This is a genomic window from Candidatus Neomarinimicrobiota bacterium (genome assembly GCA_021734025.1).
Classification (GTDB): domain Bacteria; phylum Fidelibacterota; class JAANXI01; order JAANXI01; family JAANXI01; genus JAANXI01.
In genome coordinates this window covers 157,497-182,003 of record JAIPJS010000006.1, presented here as the reverse complement: position 1 = coordinate 182,003, position 24,507 = coordinate 157,497, and the positions used below count along the sequence as shown (strand labels likewise).

At 48.3% G+C, this 24,507-nt stretch carries 19 protein-coding genes; 16 read left to right on the top strand and 3 right to left on the bottom strand.

Going from position 1 to position 24,507, the window contains the following annotated elements:
- The first annotated feature begins 167 nt into the window (after positions 1-167).
- The 6 genes from K9N57_09125 (at position 168) to K9N57_09100 (ending at position 5,920) form a co-directional block, all read left to right on the top strand.
- Positions 168-1,184 carry a sigma 54-interacting transcriptional regulator gene (locus K9N57_09125; GenBank protein ID MCF7804339.1) on the top strand — a complete coding sequence of 339 codons (1,017 nt, stop codon included), beginning with the start codon at positions 168-170 and terminating at the stop codon, positions 1,182-1,184.
- Between the two features lie 213 nt (positions 1,185-1,397).
- Entirely contained in the window at positions 1,398-1,607 is a 210-nt protein-coding gene (locus K9N57_09120) for a hypothetical protein (GenBank protein MCF7804338.1), read from the top strand.
- Positions 1,608-1,683: 76 nt separating this feature from the next.
- Positions 1,684-2,766, top strand: a complete 1,083-nt coding sequence (locus K9N57_09115) for a hypothetical protein (GenBank protein MCF7804337.1) — start codon at positions 1,684-1,686, stop codon at positions 2,764-2,766.
- Positions 2,767-3,044: 278 nt separating this feature from the next.
- Positions 3,045-3,758: a hypothetical protein gene (locus K9N57_09110; protein MCF7804336.1), complete on the top strand. Its 714-nt coding sequence runs from the start codon at positions 3,045-3,047 to the stop codon at positions 3,756-3,758.
- 836 nt (positions 3,759-4,594) lie between these two features.
- Positions 4,595-5,404, top strand: a complete 810-nt coding sequence (locus K9N57_09105) for a 3'(2'),5'-bisphosphate nucleotidase CysQ (protein MCF7804335.1) — start codon at positions 4,595-4,597, stop codon at positions 5,402-5,404.
- Positions 5,405-5,413: 9 nt separating this feature from the next.
- Positions 5,414-5,920: a redoxin domain-containing protein gene (locus tag K9N57_09100; GenBank protein ID MCF7804334.1), complete on the top strand. Its 507-nt coding sequence runs from the start codon at positions 5,414-5,416 to the stop codon at positions 5,918-5,920.
- A 520-nt stretch (positions 5,921-6,440) separates the two neighbouring features.
- Here K9N57_09100 and K9N57_09095 read toward each other — a convergent pair.
- A complete protein-coding gene (locus tag K9N57_09095) occupies positions 6,441-6,608 on the bottom strand; it encodes a hypothetical protein (protein MCF7804333.1) in 168 nt (55 codons plus the stop codon).
- Between the two features lie 68 nt (positions 6,609-6,676).
- Between K9N57_09095 and K9N57_09090 the strand changes: the two genes are divergently transcribed.
- The 6 genes from K9N57_09090 (at position 6,677) to K9N57_09065 (ending at position 15,319) form a co-directional block, all read left to right on the top strand.
- A complete protein-coding gene (locus K9N57_09090) occupies positions 6,677-8,083 on the top strand; it encodes a class II fumarate hydratase (GenBank protein ID MCF7804332.1) in 1,407 nt (468 codons plus the stop codon).
- 469 nt (positions 8,084-8,552) lie between these two features.
- Complete coding sequence (locus K9N57_09085; protein MCF7804331.1) at positions 8,553-10,751, top strand: adenylate/guanylate cyclase domain-containing protein; 2,199 nt, start codon at positions 8,553-8,555, stop codon at positions 10,749-10,751.
- Positions 10,752-10,818: 67 nt separating this feature from the next.
- The gene (locus K9N57_09080) at positions 10,819-12,057 is read left to right on the top strand and encodes a M48 family metalloprotease (protein ID MCF7804330.1); all 1,239 of its coding nucleotides are present in this window, start codon (positions 10,819-10,821) and stop codon (positions 12,055-12,057) included.
- A gap of 145 nt (positions 12,058-12,202) precedes the next feature.
- Positions 12,203-12,910 carry a CsgG/HfaB family protein gene (locus K9N57_09075; protein ID MCF7804329.1) on the top strand — a complete coding sequence of 236 codons (708 nt, stop codon included), beginning with the start codon at positions 12,203-12,205 and terminating at the stop codon, positions 12,908-12,910.
- Positions 12,911-12,931: 21 nt separating this feature from the next.
- Positions 12,932-13,864 carry a hypothetical protein gene (locus tag K9N57_09070; protein ID MCF7804328.1) on the top strand — a complete coding sequence of 311 codons (933 nt, stop codon included), beginning with the start codon at positions 12,932-12,934 and terminating at the stop codon, positions 13,862-13,864.
- Between the two features lie 60 nt (positions 13,865-13,924).
- A complete protein-coding gene (locus tag K9N57_09065; GenBank protein MCF7804327.1) occupies positions 13,925-15,319 on the top strand; it encodes an LPP20 family lipoprotein in 1,395 nt (464 codons plus the stop codon).
- Between the two features lie 315 nt (positions 15,320-15,634).
- Here K9N57_09065 and K9N57_09060 read toward each other — a convergent pair whose 3' ends face one another.
- Positions 15,635-16,882 (bottom strand): hypothetical protein, encoded by a 1,248-nt coding sequence (locus K9N57_09060; GenBank protein ID MCF7804326.1) that lies wholly within the window; start codon positions 16,880-16,882, stop codon positions 15,635-15,637.
- 567 nt (positions 16,883-17,449) lie between these two features.
- Here K9N57_09060 and K9N57_09055 point away from each other — a divergent pair.
- Entirely contained in the window at positions 17,450-19,222 is a 1,773-nt protein-coding gene (locus K9N57_09055) for an SLC13 family permease (GenBank protein ID MCF7804325.1), read from the top strand.
- A gap of 495 nt (positions 19,223-19,717) precedes the next feature.
- Here the strand turns inward: K9N57_09055 and K9N57_09050 are convergent, their stop codons facing one another.
- The gene (locus K9N57_09050) at positions 19,718-20,689 is read right to left on the bottom strand and encodes a GNAT family N-acetyltransferase (GenBank protein ID MCF7804324.1); all 972 of its coding nucleotides are present in this window, start codon (positions 20,687-20,689) and stop codon (positions 19,718-19,720) included.
- Positions 20,690-20,849: 160 nt separating this feature from the next.
- On the opposite strand from K9N57_09050, the gene eno reads away from it, so the two are divergent.
- The 3 genes from eno to K9N57_09035 all read left to right on the top strand — a co-directional run bounded on the left by eno (position 20,850) and on the right by K9N57_09035 (position 24,488).
- A complete protein-coding gene (gene eno / locus K9N57_09045; protein MCF7804323.1) occupies positions 20,850-22,127 on the top strand; it encodes a phosphopyruvate hydratase in 1,278 nt (425 codons plus the stop codon).
- 6 nt (positions 22,128-22,133) lie between these two features.
- The gene (locus tag K9N57_09040) at positions 22,134-22,532 is read left to right on the top strand and encodes a septum formation initiator family protein (GenBank protein MCF7804322.1); all 399 of its coding nucleotides are present in this window, start codon (positions 22,134-22,136) and stop codon (positions 22,530-22,532) included.
- 123 nt (positions 22,533-22,655) lie between these two features.
- Positions 22,656-24,488, top strand: a complete 1,833-nt coding sequence (locus tag K9N57_09035; protein ID MCF7804321.1) for a hypothetical protein — start codon at positions 22,656-22,658, stop codon at positions 24,486-24,488.
- Positions 24,489-24,507: the final 19 nt, after the last annotated feature.

Below are 24,507 nucleotides of genomic sequence, written 5' to 3'. Positions count from 1 at the left end.
TCAGCGCATTATGTAATCCCTCGCATCTCTCCCCCGGTACTGTTGAAGGTTTTTGCAAATATGCCAGGCAGATATATACAAAGCATCTGATATCCTCACTTTCTCGTAAATATAATTCTGGCCGTGAGATAATTATCATCGGACATGATAAATGCGTGCTGGAAACCATGGATTCCGTCTTGGCTTTTTCCAGTTCGAATCGCCCGGTGATAATCTATGGTGAAACAGGGACAGGAAAAGAGCTCTGGGCTCATGCCATTCATCTTTTAAGTGGGCGCCGGCTCAAGCCATTGATAACGTTGAACAGTTCGCATCTCCGGGATGAAACTATGGCCTTAAGCACCTTATTCGGGCATACAAAGGGTGCATTCACCGGAGCAGAACAGAATCGTCCCGGGGCATTTCGGAAGGCAAATGGCGGGACACTGTTTTTAGATGAAATTGAGGCGATGCCTCGGCACGCACAGGAGATATTGCTACGCGCAATCGAAACGGGGGAGATTCAACCACTGGGCTCTGATACTGCCACGAAGGTCGACGTTCGAATAATAAGTGCCACAAATCAGGAAGTTCCACTCCTTCTGCAAAACGGCAGGTTGCGTAAGGACTTTTACTATCGGATTGCAACACATGCCATAAACCTTCCACCTCTGAGAGAACGGGAGTCAAAGGACATTTTGCGGCTGGCTCAGTACAACTTAGAAAAGCTCAACACTGATCATAATACAGAGAAGCGTTTTACTAACACCGTGAAAGAATGTCTGGTTCAACATAAATGGCCCGGAAATATTCGTGAATTAATCAATTGTGTGGAATCTGGATTTTTCGCAAGTGCCTTTACACAACATATTGGACTTGAGCACTTACCGAACCAGCTCGGAACGCCGAACGGAAGTACAATCCGATTTTCAGGAAATGCCGGTACAGCAGTCGGCAATCTATACGTAGCCCTTGCTGCCGGCAGTGAAGATTTCTGGGATGCAGTCCATGCACCCTACATAAAAGGTGATATGAGTCGACTTCAAGTCCGGTCGCTTATAGAGTTTGCATTGGAACAAGACGGAGATCTCAGAGGCGTCGCCAGAACCCTCCACATTTCTGATTCGAGGTGGAGGAAATTTTACCTTTTCCTGTACAGGACCATTTACCAGGGGGAGCTGCCCCGAAAAAATTCACGATCCTGAACAATTGTTCAGGCAGCTGAACAGTGCAAAACCCTAGGATGATGGGGATTCACGGAATAGGAGTTCAGTGTAGTGAACAATTATTGGCTTACTAAAGATATATCGATATAAGTAAATTTAATAAATACAGGTATTTATGTTGATCATAAGAATTCCGGAACAGTCCTTGTAATATGGGAAATGAACCAATAATTATCACAAAGGAGGACGGATATGATTCGTAAAATATTGAGTGTAAGAACTCTGAGGATTTTGACTGTACTTCTGGGTATGTACGCGATGACGTCGTTCGGGACGCCGCAACCGGTGGAGGCAGAATATTGTAGATTCGGGCTATGCGGCTACTTTGGACACAGGATTAATGGCGGTTGCTTTGATTCAGAAAATATCTATTGTGTAACCGTCTACCTGCCGGTTGATTAGTTGAGTATTTACATTGATTCCTAACTAATAATGGGAGGGGTAAAACCATTTACCCCTCTCTAAAAGGATTAAAAATATGGTACTATTAAAATCCTTTGAATTGAAACTCATAATTTTATCAATCAGTGCCTCCTTATTATTTGCGAATGAAATAACCAGTAATATCCCAGTGACAAATTATTTTGAAGAGGTTGAGGAGGTAAATATATCCATATCCGAAAACAGTCTAATTACGGGGATGAGTTTTTCGAAAGATAAAATTTTCGTATGCATAGATTACAATTATGTGGTTGTATTTAATGCGGAGGGAGATATTGAAAAAAAGTTTGGAAGAGATGAGTTTAAACCATTTACCGCGAATAACGCTATCTCCTATTCAAATCAAGGTTTTATCTACTTATCTCATATTATAAATGGTCGCTCATATTTATCGAAATATTCGCTGGATGGTATATTAATATCAGATAAAAAATTCCATCCTATTTATATAAATGGCATAAAAATAAACTCAAGTAATAATATTTTGATTGGAGGATTAAATATTCGCAAATATAAAAGTATGTTAGAAAAGTATGATAGAAACAGTCTATTTTTTGCAAAGAAATATAAAAAAATTTGGCGAAATTATTTTAAAGAGGCTACAGGACAATGGATTACGGAATTAAATTCTTCTTTTGAACAAGTAGATTCAATATTTAGGGTGCAGGATGATATTAGGCCTAGGTTGAATGCCGCATACCTTAATATTTTTTCATTTGATATAGACACATCCCAGAATATCTGGGCCTACGCTTTTCCTGATTCTGGATTAAGAATTTTTAATGCTAGTGGTGATGGATTCAGATACATGCCTTTAAAAGAAAATGACTATAAAATACCAGAAATATATGTCCCTGAAGAGAGGTGGAAGATAATTGAAAACAATAACGCTTTGTACTTCGACTACGAACTTTTAATAATTGAACCTTATATATTCATAAGTTATGAGACCAACAATAAGGATAAAAATAATTCCAGCCGAAAAATGTCCGTCTACACCACCGACGGTGAGTTCCTTGAACGGTTCGATTTCCCCTATCGCCCTTTCAAGCATGAGAACGCTCTCTATTTTTGGGTGGAAGAGAAAGGTAAACTCCAGTTAATCAGGTGTTCAAATTGAGGAAAATATATATCACTCTAGTACTTTACCTGCTTTGTACAAACGGTGTTTATACCGAGGAGATAATTCGGTCTGCGGAAAAGTTGCGCGTAATTTCCACGTCTGGCGAAGCTTCAGACTCTCTGCATTATCCATCACAAATAGCATTTGATGAAAAAACCGGGAAAATTTATGTCCTGACTTTTGGAGATCCAGTCGTAGTTATTTTCGACACAATTGGAAGGACTCTCGGTTCTATTGACCGGAGTATCAGTCCGCAGGATTCTCTTGAGGAGGTTGTGGATTTAATTGTCCATCGAGGTTTTGTCTGGCTAGTGGACAACGGTTCAGGCCGCATTCGTCAATTTACCCTTGACGGCGAATATTTCGGTTCGTTTAATATTCGAGCAATGGCGTTCTCTATGACTGGCTTCGGTGATTATTTGATCTGTTCCCATCTGCTAGGTGGTGATGAAATGATCCCGTATAATATGTACACGGGAGAGACTCCTGATGGGTATAAAAAGAAACTATCAAAAATTAGTATGGCGCTGGGAATGTTTAATGTATTCGATCGGATGATGTTTATTTCAAGCGCCCCGTCCGGAACTATTTATACCACGCATCTCTATGAAAACAGGATGGAGAAATATTCGAGTGAACTCAAGCGGATAAAACGTGTCAAATTGACGGACGAAAAATCAAAGGATTCTAAAACCGTCAAAAAATCGGCCGACGGAAGGATTGAAATATTTGCCGGAACGCAATTCGCAAAAGATATATGTTATAGTTATGAACGGGTGTTCGTTTTATGGAATGATGAAGTCTCACCACAAGGTGATTGTGAAGGCAAATCGAACATTTCGGTATTTAATGCCGAGTTAAACCTGCAATATGACATGGTTGTCGAGGACTGCCTGGAGAGTATGGTTGTGGCAGGAGAACATCTTTTTGCAACAACACGTTCTCCAAGGAATGCCGTAATTTTATACCGACTCAGAAAGATGCAATGAAAAAAGGGAAAGAAGTTGTCTACTTGCTGATTCTGGTGGGGTTATTTACTTACATTATTTTTATCAAAAAAACGAAACCTTCGCAAACCTCATCCGGGATAAATTTACATCTGAAAACCCCAATTCAGGTTTACAGCCCCCGGTCTGATTCGTTGGTGATTCCCCGGGGATTTTCAGCAGAATACACCTTATTAATGTATTTTACTGCCAGGGATTGTTACTCATGTCTTCAGGAATATGAAATGTGGAATCAGTTAATTGAGGATTATCCACCCGAAAAATTTAGGATGATTGGAATATATCCATACACAGAAGAAACAGAGATCTTCTCATTGGCATTTGCAGATTCGATTGACTTTCCCCTCTACAAAGATCCCGGAAACATTAGAGATTTGTTACAAATCCACCAAACGCCGACAAAAATACTAATAGGCCCATACAACCAAATCCGGTATATTGACGGGCCGCATCAACAACGCCATTATCAAAAACAGTTTTACACCGCGGTCAGGAATATCGTAGGATTGCCGATAAACAGAACTTTTTGACGGATATCTCCCGCCGTATTCATCGAATATTCCATTCTCAAAGATTTTAATGAACCGATAGCCGCTACAGGAATCTTTGCGTCCGTTCGTTGCTCAATGTCTTATCCTGATTGAATTGCGCAATTACCATCATTGCGGTGCAACCTCTGTTGTCATTAATCTGAGTTAATCATTTATTTTCGCGATTTTCCGCTGGCGAATAGCGTGCTACAGGTTTTCCGCTTTTATTTCGCCCCCGGACTTGGTAATATTTACGTTCTTTGGAATGAATCGACGAAACGAGGTGTTATGAGCCGTAATTATCAGGAGGAACTCCTGGCAGCGAAAGCGGCGGCCCGGGCTGCCGGAAAAGTGGTAATGCAGTATTATGAGGCCGGCGATTATGATATCGCTGAAAAGAGCCGGAATAACCCGGTCACCACAGCAGATACCGAAGCAGACACGCTTCTGAAGGAGCGGCTGAAAAGCACGTTTCCGGAGTATGGCTGGTTATCTGAGGAATCCAAGGATAACCCGGAGCGGCTGGACAAGGAACTGGTCTGGGTCGTCGATCCAATTGATGGAACCAAGGAGTTCATCACCGGCGTTCCGGAATTCGTAATTTCCATCGGGCTGGTGCGCAACGGGGAGCCGGTGGTTGGCGTGCTCTATAATCCCGTGGAAGATGAACTGTACAGCGCCTCCAGAGGTGGCGGGGCCTATTTAAATGATGATAAAATTACCGTCTCAGAGACTACGAAACTCTCGGACGCCTCTCTCTTAGTGAGCCGCACCGAGACTCGGAACGGTCACGTGGATAAATTTTCGGATTATATCGGCGAATTCAAACCGACGGGGAGCGTAGCATATAAACTCTGTCTGGCCAGCGCGGGACGCGGCGACGTGTTCGTGAGCGTTTACTCCAAAAATGAATGGGACGTCTGCGCCGGGGATCTGGTGGTGCAGGAGGCCGGCGGCACCATGTCCGACATCTATGGGAATCCCGTCGTCTATAATAAAAAGAAGACTAAAATCCATGACGGTATCATCGCCGGGAACGCCACGATTGCCGAGCAGATGCTGGAACTCACGGAAAAACTCGACGCCGAAGAAAAGTAGGAGCGCACTATGGAAAATATGGAAAACTCAATCGATATTGCGAAGAATTTCAACGATCACAATGTGAAGCCGGCCGGTACGCCTGCGCCGGATTTTACGCTGACCGATCAAAACGGCGAGGACGTCTCCCTGGCGCACCTGCTGAACAGAGGAATGGCGTTGCTGTATTTCTTTTCCAGAGATGGCGCTCCTGGGGTGTCAGAAGAACTGGCGACATTAAATGAATATCGGGAGCGATTTGAGGATTTGGGCATTACGCCGGTCGGCATTAGTGAAGATGGCATTGAGACGCATAAACGATATGCACAGAAAAATAACATTTCGCTCACGCTGCTCGCCGACCCGGAAAACGAAGCCAGCGAGGCATACGGTACCAGATTCGAGAGCGGCATCAATGCCCGTGTGAGTTTTGTCGTTTCCCGCGATCATGAAGTCGTCCGCGTCTATGCTGACCAGCGATCCCGGTCGCATGTCAAAGAGGTGTATAGGAATGTGAAGGAGACGCTGGCGGAGTAATTATAAACTACCCTGGTTATTTTTAGGAACCGCCATTGAACGCTTGCAGCGTCATTGGCGGTTTTTTTTGTGAGAGCCATAAATGGGTCCTCCTGAGCGGAGCGAGTCGCCCCGAAGGGATCCCTTTGGGAAAGGTTCTCGTTCAATTAGCCTCGGAGATTACTTCACGAGATTCCTCCGTTCGCTTCGCTCAGTCGGAATGACTGGTTTTTTACTTTCTTTTTAGTTTACTATGACAATGCTATCGACGTTGCAAAGGACCAGTGAGGGCATTTGCGGTAATTACTGTATCCAACAGACCCTTTCAGGGTCGAGATCCCTGAAAGGGTCGGAGAATGGAGCGCAATAATGCGGAACCGCCATTAACAGCTCACAGCATCATTGGCGGGTTTTTTTGGGCGAAAAGATCTCGCCCGATTAACCCCGGAGACTCCTGTACGAGATTCCTCCAATCGCCCTGAACACCGGGCTCCGTCGGAATGACTCCTCTTTTTACTTTGAATTAGAGAAAAACTCACAGTCATCCTGAGCGGAGACCGGCCGCCGCCGGACGCAGCCGCCCCAACGGGATCCCTACGGGGAAGGATCTGGCAAGTATATCCTTGAAGGTTCCCTTACGGGATCGCTCCACTCTCCCGGCATTCGCCGGGATCGGTCGGGATGACAATTTAAAAACCCACCGTTGCACCTTTCTCCCTCCCTTCGTTAAACTTGAGTAATTAAAAATCCAAAGAAAATTAATCCGGAGAATTGAATATGAACCAGCAGACACGAACCGAAAAAGATTCGCTGGGCGAAGTGCAAGTACCGGCGGGGTCATATTACGGCGCCCAGACTCAACGGGCCAAAGAAAATTTCCCCATTAGTGACCTGAGGTTTCCGCGCCGATTCATCCAGGCCTTAGGCTATATCAAACAATCAGCTGCCGAGGTGAACCGCGACCTTGGACTGGTGGACGCTAATATCGCCGACGCCATCATTCAGGCGGCACAACAGGTCATTGACGGTGATCTGGATGATCAGTTCATTCTTGACATCTTTCAGACCGGAAGCGGGACATCCACCAATATGAATGCCAACGAAGTCATTGCAAACCGTGCGGCAGAAATCCTCGGCGAAGCAATCGGTAGTAAGGCTGTCCATCCCAATGATCACGTGAACATGTCCCAGTCATCCAACGACGTGATTCCCACGGCCATGCATCTCTCCACCATGATGGCGATTGAGGAGGATCTCATCCCGTCGCTGAAGAAATTTCAGAAATCTTTGGAACAAAAGGCTGACGAATTCGACGATGTGGTTAAGAGCGGGCGCACCCATCTTATGGACGCCACGCCCATCCGCCTGGGGCAGGAGTTCGGCGGCTATGCACAGCAGGCCGAGCGCGCTATCGACCGGCTCCGGATTGCATTGGATGAACTCTCCGAGCTGGCTATCGGCGGGACCGCCACCGGTACTGGAATCAACTGCCCCGTGGAATTCCCTGGCAAGATGGTAGACGCGCTCGCGGAAAAAACCGGCCTGGAACTGTGGGAAGCGGAAAATCACTTCGAGGCGCAGGCCGCAAAGGATGCCTACGTGTCGGCGGCAGGCGCAGTAAACACGCTTGCGCAATCTCTCTTAAAAATTGCCAATGATATCCGGTTCTTGAGCAGCGGGCCTACCAGCGGCATCGCGGAAATCAAACTGCCGGTGATTCAGCCGGGCTCGTCCATTATGCCGGGCAAGGTGAATCCGGTGATGAGTGAATCGGTGATGCAAGTAGCGGCGCGGGTCATCGGCAACGTACAGACTATCACGGTAAGCGGAACCCACGGCAACTTCCAGCTCAATGTGATGATGCCGGTGATGACGCATGCGATGCTGGAGAGTGTGCACCTGTTGACAAATGTACTCGACGCGTTCCGGACGAAATGCCTGGACGGTATTGAGGTCGACCGGGAACGGTGTAAAGAGCTTGTGGAGCTCAACCCCTCCATCGCTACGGCGCTCAACCAGAAGATCGGCTATGATAAAGCCTCCGAAGTAGCCAAAAAGGCGGCGGCAGAGAGAAAGCCCGTGCCGCAGGTCGTGGAAGAGATGGGACTGCTTTCCAAAGAAGAACTGGAGGAGGCGCTGGATGTTCGTGCGATGACCGACCGGGGGATACCGGGGGAGAAGTGAAAAAGTAATTCCTTTGCAAGTTATCTATAACATTTTTGATGAGAGATAGATATGAAGGCTGTGTGAAAACAGGAATTTAACAGTGAAGGGCTGGGGATACACCTTTGGTAGGGACACGCCATGGCGTGTCCCTACATCAATACCATACAGGAGATATCCAGACGTTATCTTCTCCATGGCAGGTTCCGGTAATTTGATCGTGTCTTCTTGGGAACTTTGTAAATCTGTACGAAACATAAATTTATATTTTGGTTTTGCGGAAATTTTTTTGGCAGTGAACGTGATAAAGAGTGTCTGAGAATAGGGAAAAGGGAAAATTTCTAATTATGCGGCATGAGTGGAGATACACCAGGCATTTCTTTGTTTTAAGTGTGTTCCTGAATTCATTTACATTACTCCACTTCCCCGTTGCACCTTCTCTCCACTTCGTATAATTTCTTTTTGGGTTAACTTACGTGGTAAATCCTGTATGAACATTCCGGGTTTTCTCAACAGTGTTACCAATCAATTTACCAAAACGTATCGCACCTGGTACGTGGCGCTGGGTATTGCCCTGGTGCTCAGTTTGGTTGCCATGGCGCTCAACAATCTGGCATTCATGCGGGAAATCGAGCAGAAAACCCTGGATTATCGGTTCGTGCAGTTCCCCATTCCGGAGCGGGCGGATTCCAACATCGTTCTGGTCGATATCGATAACAATAGCTTGGAATACTTTGGCGAGACGGTCGGCATCCAGTATCCATTCCCCCGGAATTTCTATGCACTGATGAACTCTCTTTTCAAAGATGTGAACAGCCGCGCGGTCATGTACGATATGCTGTTCTACGATCCGGATCTGAACCGTGACGAGACCTACGCCGACCAGACCGATGGCGCCTTTGCCGAATCCATCCGGGACCATGGCAAAGTTATCCTGGGGTGTGAGTTACTGGTCGATTCCTCCGGAGGCCTGATTCCGAAACAATTTGGTATTCCCATAGAAGGTAAGAACGATCTGTCCCACATCGCGTATCAGGGAGCTAAGGTGCCGATCGATACATTACTTCACGCCGCTGCGGGATTGGGCATCACCAACGTGCACACTGACCAGGATGGCGTACTTCGGCGGACCCGGCCGCTGTTTACCTATCGTAGTAAAACGCTGGCCAGCCTGCCGATCCGGGGATGGATTGAGAGCGGAGGCTTTGGAGAAATACGGACTGACGGCCAAAAAATCCGGGCGGGTGATCAGCAGATTCCGCTGGACGAAAATGGCGAGTATCTGGTGAACTGGTACGGGCCCGGAGGCCCGGAGGGCGCCTTTCAATACGTACCGATCAGCGCAGTCATTCAGACGGCAAGCGCTCTCAGGTACGGTGGTGAGCCTTCGCTCGATCCGGAGATGTTCCGGGATAAATATATCATCGTCGGGGCTTCGGCAGCAGGACTCAAGGATTTAAAGCCGACCCCATTCACCGGAATCACGCCGTACCCCGGTATGGAGATCTGGGCAACCGTGCTCAGCAATTTCACGCAGGGTGATTTTGTCCACCGAATGCCGGCCTGGCTCACATTTCTTAATACGATGCTTATTGCCTTCCTGGCATACCTTGCCTTCACACAATTTCGTATGCGCTACAGCCATTTGCTCCTGCCGGGAATCGCCCTATTTCTCGTTGGCCTCTCACTCCTTCTCTGGAATACACATCGAATCTGGATGGAGATTGTATTCCCGGCGACCGGATTTGTGTTGTCGTATGTGACGGCAGCGACGCTTAGTTTCGTCATGGAAGGCCGCTCCAAGCTGGAAATCCGCAAGGTCTTCAGCCGGTACGTTCATCCCGACGTAATCCAGAACCTCCTGCGGGAACCGGATATGGTCCAAATGGGCGGAGATGAGATCTACGCCACAGTTTTATTCTCGGATATTTATAACTTTACTACGTTTTCTGAAGGGAAATCCGCTCCGGAACTGGTACAGTATCTGAACGAGTATTTTGACAAACTCACCAGTTTCGTGCTAGACCACAATGGCTTGCTGGATAAATATACAGGAGACGGAATCATGGCGTTGTTCGGCGCACCACTTCCCAGAGATGACCACGCCGTCCTGGCCTGCCAGGCTGCGCTGGCTCACCGGGAGTTTGCGTATTCCCTGACTTCAAACGGAGAATCGGTATCACCGGCGGCACATTTTCACAGGAATACCAGGATTGGTTTGAACTCCGGGCCTATCGTCGCCGGAAACATCGGCTCGGAGCGGCGTACCGATTATACCGCCATCGGCGATGACGTGAACCTGGCCGCCAGGCTGGAAGGCGTGAACAAGGTCTTTAAAACGCAAATTATTATCAGCGAATCGACCTACGCACTGGTGAAGGAAGAATTCCTATGCCGGGAGCTGGACCTGCTCCGGGTCAAGGGGAAGACTGAGCCGGTGAAGATTTATGAACTTATAGATCGCCTCGAAAATGCCACCCGGCATAATACCGAACTCTACAAGCAATACCACGAGGGACTCCTGGAATATCGGAACGGGAACTGGAAGGCGGCGATTTCCATCTTTGGAGAACTGGCCGTTGAGCCGTATAATGATTCACCATCCCAAACCATGCTCGAACGTTCGCAGGTGTTGAAGAAGGAAAAGCCGAAAGAGTGGGACGGCGTGTTTACTTTGACGAGTAAGTAAGACGACCGAGTTTCGGTTCCGGAGTCAGTGCAATTGTGTTATGAATTATATGAAGAAGGGGCGTGCCATGAAAGGATTGCTGAATGTAATAATTTCATTGGTGGTTTTAATTATCGGGTCAACCGGATTCTGCGGCGAAACCGCCACTGTTGAGCGGGAACGGGCGACGCTCCGGGAGGGGCCGGGCTCATTCTTTCCGGCGGTTGCAGAGCTGCAGAAGGGCACGGAAGTAGAACAGCTGGAAGCGCAGGAACACTGGATTAAGGTGTCGGTCGAGGAATTGAACGGCTACGTCTCGGAAAAGGCGGTGCAGGCCGGAAAGGCGAAGTCGGAGGATCCGTTTGCGAAGATGAGCGCTACTCCCAGCGTTACGAAGGTGGCGCAGTCCGGCGTATCCGCTGCCGTCAAGGGATTCGCCGAGAAATACGCACATCGACTGGAAGGGGACGGATCCTTCCTGGAGACACTGTATTCCTACCGGATCGATCCCCGGCGATACCAGCAGTTTCGGCAGGAGACATATGCAGATCGCAATCTCCGGAAACTCAGGCGGAAGGTCGATCTGCCTCGCCAGCGGGGCAGAGATGTTTTCTCTTTCCCCGAGGAAGGCGTAGGACTTGGAATCGCTTCCAGGATTGCCGAACTCGGCATTTACGAAAACCGGAACCTGCAGAATTATGTGAACTTCGTCGGGAACCTGGTAGTGGAGGCCAGCGATTCATGGGATCAGGGGTTTAAATTCTTCATTCTCGACGTTGACAAGGTAAACGCGTATTCCTGTCCGGGCGGCATTGTGTTTATCACAAAAGGCGCCATAGAACGGATGCAAAACGAGGCGGAACTGGCCTGCTTTATGGGACACGAAATCGCCCATGTGGTGCTGCGCCACGGAATGAAGGAACTTGAAAAACGAAAGGTAATGGTCACAGCGGATAACGCTTTCATGGAGTTGGAGAGTGAAACTGAAATGTCTTCCGATATACAATCCACCAGTGACGACCTGGAAAATATCGCTATCGAGTCGTATGAAACTATTTTCTCCGGCCGGCTCCAGGAGTACGAGGACGAAGCAGATGAATACGGTTTAACCATCGCCGCCAGAGCTGGTTACGCCCCGTCGGCCATGGTTGATTATCTCGGTCGGATCTCTGCAGGTAAAACCCTCTCCGGGAACGAGCACTATACCACCGAGCAAAACGCCGAGCGCCGGGAGCAAATAATCCAATGGATTGATGATACCCGTTTCCCGGATGAGCTGTTAGTGAAGGACAGCTCACGATTTGCTACACAGACCGGTGGCATGTAAAACAATAATCTTATTGCCCTTTCTGGGAAATGGATTAAATTAAAATTCGAAATATTCTTGCCTTGCTGACCAGGTTGGTCCGACCGGTACTGGTCTGTTTAGATTCTGCATTCTAAAATAAATCTAATTGGTGAAAGGAATTCCTATGGGTACGGTGAAGAAGGTCACTGCTGTTCTCCTGAGTAGCCTGCTGATGTTCCAATCGCTGGTCCTTGCCCTGCCGCCGGGAGAGACAATCGTGATAGCGATCGTTGATTTTAAGAATACCAGCAATAATCAAGTATTGAATTACCTAGAGAAAGCGATACCGGAATCCGTCATCACGAGTATGGCGAGAAGCGGGCAACTGGAGATCGTCGAGCGGGGCCGTCTTCAGGATGCCATCTCTGAGATGCAGTTGGGTATGTCAGGTATCGTGGATGAACAGACTGCGGTGGAGGTTGGTCGTGCGGTGGGAGCGAATGCTATCCTCGTGGGGAGCTTTGTGACTATCGGAGAAATGATTCAGATAAACGCCCGGCTCATCGATGTGGAATCCAGCAAAATTATCAAGGCTGATACCCGGCGGGGAGCAATCGGGGAAGAGATCTTTGAATTAATGGATCAGATGGCTCAATCAATGGAATATCAAATGGTGGGGGATCGGTCCCGGCCAGTGGCGATCCAGCAGGTTTCCCAGGCGGATTTGCAGAAGAACACTGCGCAAACTCAAATGGAATCCCCTTTTTACTCCAGATGGTGGTTCTGGACAATCGTTGGCGTGGGCGTAGTTGGAGGTACGGCGTACGCCATGTCTGCCGGTGGGGGCGAAAGTAATATTTCAACGGTATCGGTCAGCGTACCGCTGCCGTAAATTGGAATCCGGGAGCCTATTATGAATACCAAGCGAATTATATTGGCGGTGACATTAGTAAGCGCATTCTTAACCGGTTGCGACAGCTTGCTCGTACAATCCCAGGAAAATCACTACTCAGAGGTGCAGTTGTCTCTTTTTTCTGATGATAATACGGGCTTTTCGAAAATTGCATTTATCGATCGGGTTGACCTCAAGATTACAGGTCCTGATATCGAACAGATGGAAGAGACACTTACCATCCGAACCATTGATGGTCAACGAGTAGCGATGGGGGAGTTCGAGGTAGAAAAAGGGGACCTGCGCCGGTTTGCGATCTCGGGGAAAGATGCGGCTGGCCGTCAGCTGTTCCATGGTATGGAAGTCAGGGACCTCGATAAAAACAAAGAAAATGTGGAAATCGCGCTGGAGTGGGATCCGGTGGTCCTCTCGTACGATGATGGGGATTTTGAAGAATTTAGGTATGCGTTGGAATCGCAGGTCGAGTTTATTACCGAATTTCATTCTCCTGTGTATCCCCTGGATTTGGTCGGGGTGCGACTCTATATCCGGGGTGACTACGACTTTGATATTGATATTCTGGATTCAGAAGGAAACTATCTTGATACCAAGCCGGCTGCAGTCCGGACCGCGGGCTTCGGATGGCAGATTTATGAACTTGAAAGCCTGAATCTTGATTTTTCTGACCGGTTCTTTATTTCAGTGTATATCTATGATGGCCCGGATCAAAACAACACCTACGGACCGCATATCGGCTTGGATACAAGTACCAGCGGAAATTCATGGATTTATGACCCATCTGGGGGGAGTTACCAGGAATTTTCCGAAGGAAATTTTGGTATCCAGGCCATTGTCTTGTTTGACGGAGTTACCAAAGCAATGCCTGTAAAGGGAACAGTATCAAACTTATCCCGGTCGTTTCCCAAAATTGAACAATCGGAACGAAACAGATAGGACTGTATATTTGACAAACGCGCCCATATTCGTAATGTAACCCCAGGAGAGGCTCCTGATATGTTTCGTGTATCTGCACAATCCCAAGTAACACAACTCATTTCATCCGTGGTGGGCATTATGCTGTTTGTATCACTCGGTTATTCGGCCGCACCGGATTGGGTGGAAAAACGCCCGGTTGATCCTCAATACTATATCGGTATAGGCGTTGTACAAAAGGATGGCGACTCCAGGGATTACATCCAGCGCGCCAAGAATGCCGCCCTGAGCGACCTCTCTTCGGAAATCATGGTGAATATCTCCAGCGAAGTGATAGACATCGCCGTGGAGCAATCCGGGAAGAGCCGGGAATCGATCAGACAGGAGATTCGGGCTACCACCAAGAGCGAATTGGAGGGCTACGAGGTGGTGGATACCTATGAAACCCGGAAGGAGTATTGGGTTTACTACCGCCTGTCGAGAGGGTTGTGGGAGATGCGAAAAATGGAGCGGATGGAAAATGCCATGGCTCTTTCCAAAGATCTATTGAGTCATGGGGGAAGCCTGCAGGCGGAGAACAATTTTACCGGAGCAATTCGCTACTACCTGCAAGCGTTTGTGCCTATTCAGAAATATGTTGCGGAACCGCTGGAGACCAGCATCAATGGAGAAAATGTTTTCCTGAAGAACAGGATATATGGAGAGCTGCAGGAGACGCTGAGCCGGATTTCGCTCGTACCCGTCAAAGATAACATCAATATAAAAATCGGGAAAAATCCGGGAACACAATTACTGGTCAGCGCAATCTATACCCGGGATGACAATACTGAGGTTCCTGTTATGGATTTGCCGGTAACGTTTACCTTCCTCAGAGGTAACGGGGAAATGCTGTCCAGGGGATTAACCAACCAAAAAGGGACGGCCGCGGTTAGGCTGACGAAAATTACAGCGCCTGATAAAACGCAATTAGTGCGGGCAGCCGTTGATATTGAAAGGCTGCGACCGCCGGATACGACTCTGACCATGGTGGAGGGCATGATCGGCGGCCTGGCTGCACCGGAGACGAGGATCATGTTGAACGTTTCCGGACTGAAAGCCTATATCAAATCCAACGAGCTAAATTTCGGTCAACCACTTGAAGTCCCGTATCTGGAACCGTTGATAAAAAACAGTCTGGCAGCGAATGGGTTCACATTTTCGGATTCCATCTCCGTCGCCGATTACAAAATAGAGGTAAATGCCCGATCCAGGAAGGGTTCCGTTGTATACGGACAACATGTGGCATACGTGGATCTGACGGTTGCTGTCCTGGATATGACCTCGGGCGAAGAAATTTACAAACAGGTCTATGAAGACGTCAAAGGCATACATCTCGATTTCGAGCGCGCAGGACTGAAAGCCTTCGAGAAGGCCGGCGAAAAGCTGGAATACGAATTTACATCGGATTTGCTGGCAAAGTTGTTGACGGAGGAGTGAAGCGTCAGATAACTAAGTCTATGTAAGTAGCGCCGTAGCATGCTACGACGCTATACAATGGATTCGACAAAACTGTTTCAGATGCCTAAAAGGATTTCTGAGAGTACTCTAAAAAGTACATTGCCGTTTGATAATTTAAGTTACTGATGGAAATTAAGAAGAATATGAATAGCCCCGGCATTTATGCCGGGGTAAATAAGAGTATATAGTAAAAGAGAGGGGCTTCAGCCCCTTTTTAGAGCAGACTCATTTCTAATAATAAAGATGCCATCTTTCCAAAAGATGGCATCTTTATAATACAAATATTTGCCCAGTCTAAAATCCGCTGAAGAATCCTACAGTAAACCGGTTCGCTTCGTTTTCGATGTCGAAGTTGTATTCCGTAAGCAATCGAATATTCGTCCCGAGCACGTACGTCCATGTGACTCCTACCGAATGATAATCCAGCGCGTAGTTCGCCTGCGACAGGCCGTTGGAGGCTATAAAATTCGTGACGCCCGGCGCATCCAACAGGTCGGAAGTCCTATAGTTGTAAAGACCGATCAGGTACCAGTTGCTCCGGTCTCCATTTGGAGCATAGATAGCTTCGGCAAGTCCACCCTGGGTTATTACCGGTTCCGCCAAATGAGTAGTATTCAGCATGGGATTGTCGTCCAGCCGCATCAGATACTGGAGGTTTAACTGGACTTTACCGAGTTCCAGCGTGGCATCCGGACCGACCATATTGGTAACATTGGGCCCTTCGCTGGCCAGAACGCCACGCATTGTGGTCTGGCCGTAGTATCCGAACGCTCCCAGCCTGAACATGCCGAAGTTGTGCGACCATCGCAGGAACATGTTTTTAAAATTATCATTGTCGAAGTTGTGCAATCCGTCAGCTTCCGGAATACCGTTTCCGTTCACCAGTTCGAAGATAAAGTCTGATCCCCACGGTGCGGTGTAACCCGCCATGAGTCCACGGTCGTATGTGAGAGCGGTGGGAACCAGTCCGACCTGGGTCCTATAGATTAGGTAATCCTCGTACTCTAGCCGCAGTGCCCTTTTGAACAGCGGATCGGAGACCTGAAACTGTCCGATGGAAAGTCCGATGGGCGTTCCCAGGAAATCCCGAAAGTAGAGGTAGGCATCCTCAACACCGGCAACTTCGCCCCGTTCGCTGACGAAAAAGTAAAAATAGTAGGAAATATTTTCGGTGATCCGGCCGCCAGACAGAAATTTCAGGCTGTAGGGTGTTCGTAGATCGTTAATACGGTGTGCATTATCAGCGCCCGGCTCAAAGTGGGCGTAGGCATCCAGGCGGAAGCCGATAGGCGGCAGTGCCTGGAGCAGCAGATCCGGATCGCCAGTGTCCAGGTGGAACCGGGATGGCTCTTTGCCTTCCATAACAAAACCGTTCCCGGCGAATTCCTCACCAAAATCTTTGAGTCGGGGTGCCGGATCATGGCAGGTGGTGCAGCTCATCCGGTATTTTCGGGCGAAGCCCGGATGTGCCTCCAGTTGGACTGTAATTATTCCTCCCAATAAGAATAAAAATATTAGTGAATGCAACAGTTGCGATCTCATCACATCCCTCCCTCGATTTAACTTGCTAATTCCCTGCGGCTTGCCGCAGGGAGATTCATTTAATAGGTGTCCACGATATCGATCCATGTTTCGTTATGATTGTGCCGAATAGTGCATGCCATTTGCATGTCCGCGAGAAACTAGATGATTCTGTCGTGTTTTTAAGAAAACCACGGGAATACCACCCTCCATTGGAGGCCGTATAACGCCGGAACAGCGGAATGATCATTATATCACCGACTGGCAATTCGGAGAATCGTATTAGGAAAAGCGCAAAAAATATTCCGCCGTAAAGTTTTTTAAATTGCAATATATACAGGGAGTTAATCCTGGATTTTGCAGGAGAGCAAATATACTCATTTGTATAATAATTGCTTTCAACACAGTTTTAGCAATATATTGTTTATTCATAACCAGAATACCTATCCAGGGTTTTTACAGATATCTGATTGATATCCTTCGGTGAAGCCCGAAACGAAAATTGAAGTTTTTGGAAGGTCCGCGAAAGAAACTGATGACCGGAAAACTCACACTTGCAATTTCCAGTGATATGCTTGGGGGTAACCCATGGATATTCTGATTTTGATCATCATTATCGTTGGGGCGGTTATCCTTTTCGCCTCTGAGATATTTCCCATAGATATGGTGGCGGGGCTGATTCTCGGAGCGCTGCTTTTAACTAATTTGATCTCAGTAGACGAAGCGTTAACGGGAGTCAGTAATCCCGCAACGGCCACCATTGCAGCCATGTTTGTGCTAAGTTTTGGGCTGAGTAAGACCGGTGCTATCAATTATCTTGGCGACCGGATTATCCACTATACCAAAGGGAACGTGGGGCGCATTTTCGTGATCTTCCTGCTTGTCGCCTCCATTATTTCCGGATTTATTAACAACACAGCCGCCGTGGCGATATTCTTGCCCATGGCGCTCCAGTTTGCTCACGAATTTCGGTTCAGTCCCTCAAAAATTCTGATTCCGCTCTCGTACGCCTCCATCTTTGGCGGGACGATGACGCTTATTGGGACCTCCACCAACATAATCGTCTCGAGCATCGCTGCGGATCACGGTCTGGGAGCGCTTGGCATGTTTGAGTTTACCAAACTGGGGATCGTATTCGTTGTCGTTGGCTTGCTCTACCTGTTCCTTTTTGCCAGGAAGAACCTGCCGGTCAGGAGTATTCTCTCCAGTCTGACCCAGAAATACCATATGACGCGTTATCTTACCGAACTTCAGGTCCCTGAGGATTCGCCACTGGTTGGTAAAACACCACTGGACAAACAGATCAGTAACCGATACGATCTTAACATTCTCGGCATTGTCCGGGGCAAGCGGAAAATCCTTATCGATATCCGTATTACAAAATTACGGCCCGATGATATTCTGTTGGTCCGAGGCCCGATCGACAGGATAATGCGGTTGAAGGAGCGGGAAAAACTGCTCCTACTGACAGATACCAAGTTGAATGATGAAGAGCTCGCCATTGGTGATAACACCCTGACCGAGGTACTCGTCTCTCCCAACAGCCGACTGATCGGAAGTACGCTGAAGGAGATCGATTTCCGGCGACGATACGGTTGCTTTGTGCTGGCCATCCGGAAACAGGGCGAGACACTGCGGAATAAGATCTCAAACACGCCGATGAGCGCCTCGGATACGCTGTTGATTTACGGATCGAAACGCCGGATCGACGCATTGAAGGATGATCAAAACTTTGTCGTCCTGGAAGAAGTGGACATTAAACTCCAGCGTGGGCATAAATGGATATTCGCGATTACTATCATCCTGGCTGTAGTGTTGCTTGCAGCATTGAACGTGATGCCGATACTGAAGTCGGCGATCCTGGGGGTTCTTGCGCTGGTATTAACGCGGACCATTACAATGCAGGAGGCTTACAAAGCGGTAGACTGGAGCGTTATCTTTCTGCTGGCCGGGGTGATTCCGCTGGGACGAGCCATGGAGAATACCGGACTCGCCCAGATTATCGGTGATTCCGTAGCACAACTTGGCGGTCCGTATGGACCGGTGGTTGTTCTGGGCGCTCTCTACGTAGCAACAAACGTGCTGACGGAAACAATGTCCAACAATTCCACAGCCATTATCATGGCGCCAATCGCTATCACGACGGCTAATGCGCTAAGTGTATCCCCATTACCGTTTCTGATGGCCGTGACGTTCGCGGCTTCCGCCTCATTTATGACGCCGGTGGGCTACCAGACCAATACCATGGTCTATGGCCCCGGTGGTTACAAGTATACCGATTATCTTAAGTTTGGTTTTCCCCTCAGCATCATGTTCCTGTTTATTGCCACGCTGCTTATTCCGATGATTTGGCCGTTCTGATGAGTTTGAAATAGCACACAGTCTCCAACCGTCGGGGAACGCAGATTGAGCAGATGACCGCAGATAAAATGGGTATAGGGTAGGAATAAATAACAAATAAATGAGAAAAGATGTTTGTGGTTCGTGGTTGTTCGTTGTACAGGGCGATTGAGTCGCAGGAGAAATCTGTTTTATCCGAATTGTAGAGACTTACAGTCAAATTGTCCGGAGTCCTCTGTTCACTCAGCCAGGATTAGGAAGGTTTCAACGGTTTTTTGGGATTACGACGAACTACGAACAACCAACAAACACCCGCTGAAGCGGGAACTACCAACAACCGATTTCAATAGACACAGAACTGAGATTGCCATACACTTAGCGGTGTCAACACTAACACTGTAACACGCTAACACTGTAACACGTTAACACTGTAACACACTAACACATTAACACGCTATTCAACTTGTCCCAAAGGTATCCCACTGTAAAACCCCTGAACACTCGAATACTATAACACTATAGTACTGTCTTAACAAACGTATCCCGGAACACGCCGCTGGCGCCGAAACTTTCCTTGAATCGTCCCAGTCCGAAATTGGGATCCTCGTTGACCGTAAATATCCCGAAGTCTAGGTACCGGAAGTGTTGATCAATAGCCCAGCGGATGATTTCATAAAAGAGCAGATTCACCGCGCGGTATTCCTGGTATTCTTCATCGTGACTAATATAAAACGCCAGCACAACGTCCCGGTTGCAGATAAAGTTGACCACGCCGGCGATCATTCGATCGTCCAGATACGCGCCGAACAGATTGATGCGATCCGGGAACAGGTTTGCGAGGTGCTCTAACTCCTCAAGGGTATGCGTTGGTTGTACATCGTGGCGGATTTTTAAGTTTTTCTTTAATATAGCATAGAAATCAGCATAGTCGTCGGTGCGGCGGACTACAACGCCTTCCTTAAGCGCTTTCCGGTAATTTCGCCGCGCGGAAGAACGGAATTTTCCAAGGTTACCCTCGATGGATGACTCCAGCGTCAACATGCTCGAAATTTCGCGCTTGAGATAATCAAAGCCGTGCTTGTAGAGCGCAAAATCCAGATAGTTCGTAATCCGTCGGTTGTAGATATACGGCGGATGCGTCATCACAATTTGCTCAATGTCGGAATCTCCGGCTTCCCTGAGGAGCCCTTCCACCATATTGTAAGCATCCCGGATGCTGATATCTTCCTGGTACACGAAGCCGCCATATGATGCGCCGCGGTGACTGAATAGCGTCGTCATTTCATCGTACTCCACTTTGACTGCCGGCAGCAGTGCATACGGCTGTTCTTTTTTCATCACCACGTATGATTGGTCCTCAAATCGATCTTTCGGATGATACGAGAGAAACTGTCGGGTGTGAAAAATGGTCCCGTTATTTGCGGACCAGACGAACTCATCCCATTCTTCATTGGAGAGTTCATCTGCCGGGAGAAATTCAATAGCCATAACGCCGGTAAAATTAGCAGTACGGCAGGACTGAAGCAACCAATAGAATCGATTCTGCCATCCGTTATTTCCTCACGCCAATCAAATTGACACTTCCTGTGGCAGGCGCTATATTGCCATGATATTTAAGAATCATAAATACCAAACGAACGGAGTGATGATGTTTGAAATTACCAATGTAATTGCGCGGGAAATCCTGGACAGCCGGGGTAATCCCACTGTCGAGGTTGAAGTCGTTTTGGACGAAGTTTTTCTCGGACGGGCAGCCGTGCCATCCGGCGCCTCCACCGGAGTGCATGAAGCCCTGGAATTGCGGGATGGCGACAAGGATCGCTACAACGGGAAAGGCGTGTTAACGGCGGTGCAGAATGTCAACGAGATTATTGCGCCCGAGCTCATTGGACAGGTCGGCTCAGAGCAGCCGCTGGTTGACCGGATTATGCTGGAACTGGATGGGACGGAAAATAAGGAAAAACTCGGTGCGAATGCAATTCTTGGCGTTTCATTGGCAACCGCCCGTGCCGCTGCTGACGCATACGGGCTGCCGCTATATCGGTATCTCGGCGGCTCCAATGCGAAGGTGTTGCCGGCGCCGATGATGAACATTCTGAACGGCGGCAGTCACGCCGACAACAATGTGGATCTGCAGGAGTTTATGATTTATCCGCTGGGAGCGAAAAGCTTTCGGGAAGCCCTCCGGATGGGCGCCGAAACGTTTCATCAGTTGAAGAAAGTCCTGAGTGATCGTGGACTGAATACCGCTGTTGGTGATGAAGGCGGTTTCGCTCCGGATCTGAAGTCCAATGAAGAAGCTATCGAAGTGGTACTGGAGGCGGCGGACAAAACTCCATACACTATCGGAGAGGCTCTCTTTATTGCATTGGATCCGGCATCCAGTGAATTTTATAACAGCGACAGTGGAAAATATGAACTGGCCTCAGAGAACCGGAATCTCTCCCCGGAAGAGATGGTCAAATTCTGGGAAGACCTGGTCGGCAAATATCCCATCGTTTCTATCGAGGACGGGATGGATGAGGATGACTGGAACGGGTGGCAGATGTTGAACGACGCCATCGGTGACAAGACTCAGCTGGTGGGTGACGATCTGCTGGTTACAAATCCGGTGCGGCTGCAGAAAGCCATTGACGAGGATGCTTGCAACGCTATTCTGATTAAGCTAAACCAGATCGGTACCGTGACGGAAACTATGGATACTATTGAACTGGCCAAGCAGCATGGGTACAAATCGGTGATTTCACATCGATCCGGTGAAACCGAAGACACGTTTATTGCGGATCTTGCCGTGGCTACCGGAGTTGGCCAAATCAAAACCGGATCGGCTTCGCGGTCCGATCGGGTGGCGAAATATAACCAGTTACTCCGCATCGAAGAGCAGCTGTTCGAACAGGCGGAATTCCTGGGGAAAGACGCGCTGTAATAATTCGTGGGATTCTTTTCAAACATATTTTCCAGGAGTACCAAAAAGAAGCGCAAGAAGCGTAAGAAAAAGGCTAAACGCGCCCGGCGGGAAGGTACCGGGCGCGCCAAGGCCTTTCTCTGGTGGCTCATCGGGTTATGTACCGCGCTCATCTTTATCATGGTGTTTGTCCTGAGTGACCATGGCCTGTATCAGCTGTGGCAGCTGAAGCAGGAACAGGCGGTCATCGAGCAGCATATCAAGGAACTGGAAAAGGAAAACGCCGAATTGGTCACCGAGCGGAACCGGCTCCGGGATGATCTGGAGTACATCGAAAAGTTAGCCAGGGAGCGCTATCGAATGGCCGAGGAGGGTGAAAAGGTGTTTCGGGTGATTCCCAAGACCAGTCAGAACAAATCGGAATAGGAAACGGTAACTTATTGTCCGGGTTTTCGTGATTTCTCCCATATTCGAAAAATGACATCACCTCCGTTGTTATTGAAATTCTACCTTTTTGGATTTGGTTATCTATAGAATCGGTGAGGTCTCTTGAAGTTTTCTCGTTGGATAGTTGGTAGTCTGCTGGTTTGTCTGGGACAGGGGCTGCTTGCCCAGCCCTCAGATTCCACCCAGTTTGGCTTCCATCAGCAGAATTCGACTTATCGATGGTATAATCAGTTTCAGTATGACGGCCAGATCAGCCAGGTGTCTTACGAGCTCACCAATTCGTTTATCAGTACCATGACAAAGATCCATGAATCTAACCGGCAGTGGAAGGATGATCAGCAGTTTGACGGGCGCTTTTACGGGCCGATGCCCAAGAGCTGGAACTGGGAACTTCGGGGAAATCTGCAATGGTATAATGATGAACAATCCGGCTATTTCAACGACGCCAGAACGGGACATGCGGCTCTTGGGGCCAGACGAAACAGCCGGAATCTGCAGTATTCGCTTTTTAGCGGATTCAAACAGGATATTCGTCGACAGTTTATAGATGACGGCCCGACACTTTCCGGTCGATTACGCCTCAATCAACAAAATTGGGGTGGATATATCACCACCGGTCAGGTGCAACTTGATGGCGAAAATCTGGATAACCGTCAAAACCGGACCTACGCCACCCGCTGGAACGTCTCCAAACAATTCTCCCCGGGGGTCTCAGACAATCTCTCGATGAATTTCAGTCAGAGAAAACGCTCCTACTACCTGAATTCCGGAGCAGTTGAAGTCCGGGAAGAATCACAGCAATACGTTTCGAACCAGCTTCGGTACAAGATTGCCGATCCATTGGCGATGAGGTTAAATACCGAATACGCCAAACGGGCGACGAATATTGAGACACCGTTTGTCGAATCCAGTGCAGTTCAGCATAAAAATCGGGAGAACTATGACCTTCGAAATTCTCTGGGATTGTTTTTGGATATTGGTCCGCTGAAAAATGAATTTTTTGCACGATATGAACTGCAGCAGAACCTGTATACAACCCAGGTACGAGATACGTTGATTGCCGCAGATCGCCTTCGCAGACAAACGCCTCCCGATGACAATAGTAATTTCATAGAACTCGAAGGTTCATCCCGGATGGGGATTGGCTACAGGGATTCACTCAAGTTTTCTTCTTCGGCCAGCCGGTTGCAGTACAACACGCCGGATTCCACGAACTTTGACGATCGGGACGAAGTGCGAACCCGGTACGGGTTGGAATATTTTCACTTGGTCGCCCCGGAGTACCGGTTCAGGGCCGGGACGGAGGTACTTCTGAATCACTATGTTTATCTCTTCAGCCGAAGAAGTGCTGAAAATTACCGAAACAGGGTATTTAGGCTGTATACAGGGTTGGATAAAAAGACCAAATCCTGGTATTGGAACACCTCGGCTGAGGTGCTCGCCAACTACTATGATTACGATTTCGATGATCTGCTCAACCAGGTCAGAAGTCTCGCGTTTCGCCATATGATTCTCAAACAGCAGATCCGGCATCCCATTTGGAATAATTGGCAGGGTCAGTTCCGGTTCGAACTTCAGCTGGAGGACCAGGGCAGGCTGGACTGGGAAGCTTTTATCGAAGAATTAATGCTGGAGCGCCAGATCGGAGAAATATCTTACCAGGTCGCATTAGTGGGAAATAGGGTCATAACCGGGTACGCCGGATACCAGTATCAACGACGTATTGATTGGCGCATTCAGAATGAAGAGAGGCTGACAGCGGAACGGATTTATACGCAGGGGCCGGTTTTTCAGATTATCTATCGTCAGGCTGGGATGCCGGTGCTGGTATGGGAAGGAACGCTATTAAATGTAACCCAGGAAAACGTGCAGCAGGGAACCCGAATTACCTATCCAATTACGCATCTCAGGCTGCAGGCCTCCTGGCGTTTGTAGATCGCTATTCACAATATCT

What these genes read in the sequence shown, in the direction of transcription:
- K9N57_09115 (MCF7804337.1), top strand. Translation starts at nt 1,684, where the DNA reads ATGGTACTATTAAAATCCTTTGAATTGAAACTCATAATTTTATCAATC.
- K9N57_09085 (MCF7804331.1), top strand. Translation starts at nt 8,553, where the DNA reads ATGAACATTCCGGGTTTTCTCAACAGTGTTACCAATCAATTTACCAAA.
- K9N57_09070 (MCF7804328.1), top strand. Translation starts at nt 12,932, where the DNA reads ATGAATACCAAGCGAATTATATTGGCGGTGACATTAGTAAGCGCATTC.
- K9N57_09060 (MCF7804326.1), bottom strand. Translation starts at nt 16,882, where the DNA reads ATGAGATCGCAACTGTTGCATTCACTAATATTTTTATTCTTATTGGGA.
- K9N57_09100 (MCF7804334.1), top strand. Translation starts at nt 5,414, where the DNA reads ATGGAAAATATGGAAAACTCAATCGATATTGCGAAGAATTTCAACGAT.
- K9N57_09050 (MCF7804324.1), bottom strand. Translation starts at nt 20,689, where the DNA reads ATGGCTATTGAATTTCTCCCGGCAGATGAACTCTCCAATGAAGAATGG.
- K9N57_09105 (MCF7804335.1), top strand. Translation starts at nt 4,595, where the DNA reads ATGAGCCGTAATTATCAGGAGGAACTCCTGGCAGCGAAAGCGGCGGCC.
- K9N57_09075 (MCF7804329.1), top strand. Translation starts at nt 12,203, where the DNA reads ATGGGTACGGTGAAGAAGGTCACTGCTGTTCTCCTGAGTAGCCTGCTG.
- K9N57_09055 (MCF7804325.1), top strand. Translation starts at nt 17,450, where the DNA reads ATGGATATTCTGATTTTGATCATCATTATCGTTGGGGCGGTTATCCTT.
- K9N57_09080 (MCF7804330.1), top strand. Translation starts at nt 10,819, where the DNA reads ATGAAAGGATTGCTGAATGTAATAATTTCATTGGTGGTTTTAATTATC.
- K9N57_09090 (MCF7804332.1), top strand. Translation starts at nt 6,677, where the DNA reads ATGAACCAGCAGACACGAACCGAAAAAGATTCGCTGGGCGAAGTGCAA.
- K9N57_09120 (MCF7804338.1), top strand. Translation starts at nt 1,398, where the DNA reads ATGATTCGTAAAATATTGAGTGTAAGAACTCTGAGGATTTTGACTGTA.
- K9N57_09065 (MCF7804327.1), top strand. Translation starts at nt 13,925, where the DNA reads ATGTTTCGTGTATCTGCACAATCCCAAGTAACACAACTCATTTCATCC.
- eno (MCF7804323.1), top strand. Translation starts at nt 20,850, where the DNA reads ATGTTTGAAATTACCAATGTAATTGCGCGGGAAATCCTGGACAGCCGG.
- K9N57_09125 (MCF7804339.1), top strand. Translation starts at nt 168, where the DNA reads ATGGATTCCGTCTTGGCTTTTTCCAGTTCGAATCGCCCGGTGATAATC.